This is a genomic window from Actinoalloteichus spitiensis RMV-1378, assembly GCF_000239155.1.
GTDB classification, from domain to species: domain Bacteria; phylum Actinomycetota; class Actinomycetes; order Mycobacteriales; family Pseudonocardiaceae; genus Actinoalloteichus_B; species Actinoalloteichus_B spitiensis.
In genome coordinates this window covers 1-2,876 of the sequence record NZ_AGVX02000507.1, presented here as the reverse complement: position 1 = coordinate 2,876, position 2,876 = coordinate 1, and the positions used below count along the sequence as shown (strand labels likewise).

Annotated in this window: 4 protein-coding genes and 1 pseudogene; 2 read left to right on the top strand and 3 right to left on the bottom strand. The window is 72.7% G+C overall.

Features of this window, described 5'->3' with window-relative positions:
- Positions 1-33 precede the first annotated feature (33 nt).
- The 3 genes and pseudogenes from ACTIDRAF_RS33975 to ACTIDRAF_RS35105 all read right to left on the bottom strand — a co-directional run.
- On the bottom strand, positions 34-180 hold the full coding sequence (locus ACTIDRAF_RS33975; protein WP_016700593.1) for a hypothetical protein: 147 nt from the start codon (positions 178-180) through the stop codon (positions 34-36).
- Entirely contained in the window at positions 147-1,550 is a 1,404-nt protein-coding gene (locus ACTIDRAF_RS34285; RefSeq protein WP_016700592.1) for a hypothetical protein, read from the bottom strand. Before ACTIDRAF_RS34285 ends, ACTIDRAF_RS33975 begins: the two co-directional genes overlap by 34 nt.
- Before the next feature lie 107 nt (positions 1,551-1,657).
- Positions 1,658-2,125: pseudogene (locus ACTIDRAF_RS35105) on the bottom strand (SigE family RNA polymerase sigma factor); the annotation flags it as partial.
- 116 nt (positions 2,126-2,241) lie between these two features.
- Here ACTIDRAF_RS35105 and ACTIDRAF_RS0220480 point away from each other — a divergent pair.
- Both ACTIDRAF_RS0220480 and ACTIDRAF_RS0220475 read left to right on the top strand, forming a co-directional pair.
- Positions 2,242-2,607 (top strand): F0F1 ATP synthase subunit epsilon, encoded by a 366-nt coding sequence (locus ACTIDRAF_RS0220480; RefSeq protein ID WP_016700590.1) that lies wholly within the window; start codon positions 2,242-2,244, stop codon positions 2,605-2,607.
- Positions 2,608-2,640: 33 nt separating this feature from the next.
- Positions 2,641-2,876 (top strand): DUF2550 family protein (locus tag ACTIDRAF_RS0220475; RefSeq protein ID WP_026066322.1); only part of this gene is annotated, 236 nt, incomplete at its 3' end.

Genomic DNA, 2,876 nt, shown 5'->3' with positions numbered 1-2,876 from the left:
GGCCGCCCCGGCCCGCCGACGGTCCACACCGTCTCAGCCCCCGAGGGGGACGCCGACGGGTTCGCCGTCCCCCGGAACCACCTCGACCTCGACGGTGTCCGGCGGCAGCAGGGCGACGTCGCGGCCGGGCTCACCCGGTTCCCAGGTCACGCCGGTCTCGGGGTCGAACTGCGACGACACCTGGGTCGGCGTCTCGGGGTCGGCCCAGGCCGCGTCCCGGTCCGGACGGCCCCGAGGGTGGAGTCGGGTGCCACCACCACCCAACCGGCATCCGCCGGTAGCGGAACCCGGACCGGGAGCGCGGTCTCCTGGAGCAGCGGGCCGTGGTGCACCACCTCCTCGACGCCATCCGGCCCTCGCACGACCGTGAACAGTTCGACGTCGTCATCCGTGTCCAGTTCCCCGACGGTCGCCGTGCGCCCCCCGGGGAGGGGGAGGGTCACCGTCCAGTTCCCGAAACCGCTGCCGCTGACCATGAAGGGGTCCACGGCCTCCCAGTCGGACAGGTCCCCGATGAACCGCAGCCACTGGTCACCGGGTTCTCCTCCGACAGCGTCCGCTGGCCCGATGAAGTACTTCCGCCGGAGCTCGAGGCCGGGCGGGGACGCGGGCCCGAGCAGCTCGGGGAAGTTGTTCGGCGTGCGCTCCTCCTCCGGAACCCCTTCCAACGGGTCGGGGTCGTACGGGTAGTCCGATGCGTGCGAAAGCACGAGGGTTCCCAGTACGGGCAGGGACCCGTCGGTGCGGAACGCGTCCCGCATCATCTCCGGATCGAGGGTGGCGACCTGGACGGCCTTGCTGTCCACGTCTTCGGGCAGTTCGGTGACCGCCACCGCTCCCTGGACGTCCAGCTCCCACCAGTCCCGCTCCACCCGGGCGTCCTCGGTCCACCACCGCCGGGTCGAGACGTGCAGCTCGGACTCCGGCCGGGGATCGGTGACGAGCAGGGTGCGGTCGTCCTCGCCGAACAGGAACCCCGAGGGGGTGATCTGTTGGGTACCGGGAATGCGGTGGCCGAGGTCCTCGCCGAGGACGCGGAGCTCGCCGGTCTCCGCGTCCGGCCCGACCAGGCCGACGAGCGTGGTCACCTGGCCCTCGGCCGTGCCGGACCGTTCGCCTCGTACGAGCACGCGTTGGCCGATCACGGCCACGGTGCCGCCCGGCGTGCTGCCCGCCCACAGCACCTGGGGGTCGCCTGGGATCTCCTCCGTCCAGTCCTGTCGCAGAATCCACCAGGAAGTGGGGAACCACTCCCGCCACACCGCCAGCGCCTCGGAGGGGAGGTCGTGCGCTCCGCCGAGGTCACCCACTGACGGGTGCTCGAACCGGGGGTCCGCCAGGACCACGGGACCGGGCCGGGTCGCGAAGGGTGGCCAGAGGAACACCGCCAGCACCACCGCCAGCAGCCCGACCGTGCCGGTCGCGAGGCCGAGGCGACGGCGTCGCCGGTAGCCACGCCCCCGGGCGAGGGTCGCGTCGGCGAAGCCGGGTGGGAGCGTGCGGTCGGAGCCGGCGGGGACCAGCACCCGCCGCAGTTCGTCAACGTCCATGGGGTGTCTCCTCGGACCGGGACGCGGGGGCGTTCACCTCGGCGGGCAGGGGGGCGAGGGTGCGGCTTCGCGCCTTGATCGTCGTCCCCTGCCTGGTGCAGGACGGCGCGCAGCCGGGTGAGTGCCCGCGCGGTCTGGCTCTTGACCGTGCCCCTGGCGATCCCGAGGGCCTTGGCGGTCTGCTCCTCCGTCATGTCCTCGGAGAAGCGGAGCACGATCACCGCCCGCTGTCGGGGTGGCAGCGTGGCCAGCGCGCGGGTGACCTCGTCGCGCCGGACCACCTCGGGTTCTGGTCCGAGCTCGCCCCGGTCGCCCCGGTCCTCCCACGGCGTCTCCCGGACCCGCCGGGAGAGGCGGCGCCACCGGTTGGCCGCGGCGTTGGCGAGCGCAGCCCGCGCGTAGGCTTCAGGGGAACCGGCGACGGACCGCCACCTCGGGTACATCCGGGCGAGGACGTCCTGGAGCAGGTCCTCGGCTGCCGGGGCGTTTCCGCCGGTGAGCAGGTACGCGGTGCGCAGAAGGGCCCGCGATCTGTGGACGACGAAGTCGTGGAACTCCCGGTCCTGGCGGTTCACCGGCCGCTCCAGTCTCCTGTCAGTGGGTACATGACGGTCAGGACACCGGGAGGGCGGCGGAGGTTGCCTGTCCCGTTGTCTAGACTGCACGCAACCAGCCGATGAAGGAGATGCGCGTGGCCGAGATGACCGTCGAACTCGTCGCTGTCGAGCGTCGCCTCTGGTCCGGGACGGCGACCTCCGTGGTGGCCGAGACGACCGAGGGGGAGATCGGCATCCTGCCCCGGCACGAGCCGCTGCTCGGTCAGCTCGTCGAGGGCGGTGTGTTCCGGGTGACCACCCCCGACGGGGAGCGGATCAACGCGGCGGTGCACGGCGGGTTCCTGTCCGTGACCGGGGACCGGGTGAGTGTGCTCGCCGAGGACGCCCAGCTCTCCCACGAGATCGACATCGAGCAGGCGAAGCTCGAGGCGGAGAGCGAGGACTCGGTGATCCGGGCGAAAGCGCGGGGCAGGCTCCGGGCGGCCGGGCAGGCTGTCTGAGAAGCCGAGATACGGGCGGGCCGAGCCGTGTGGGTGATCGAGACCATCGGGGTGGGCCTGTTCGTGGCCGTGGTGGTCCTTGCCGTCCTGATCACCCGGCGGATCCGGCTGTTGCGCCGGATCGGTGGGGTCGACGTGGCCCTGCGATCGCGCGTGGACGACACGCCCCGGGGCTGGCACCTGGGTGTCGGCCACTACCGGGGCGGTGACTTCCGCTGGTACCGGGTGCTGAGCCTCCGGTCCGGGCCGGACCGGGTGTTGCGGGCGGG

Coding starts and splice junctions, on each gene's coding strand:
- ACTIDRAF_RS34285 (WP_016700592.1), bottom strand. CDS start 1,550: ATGGACGTTGACGAACTGCGGCGGGTGCTGGTCCCCGCCGGCTCCGAC.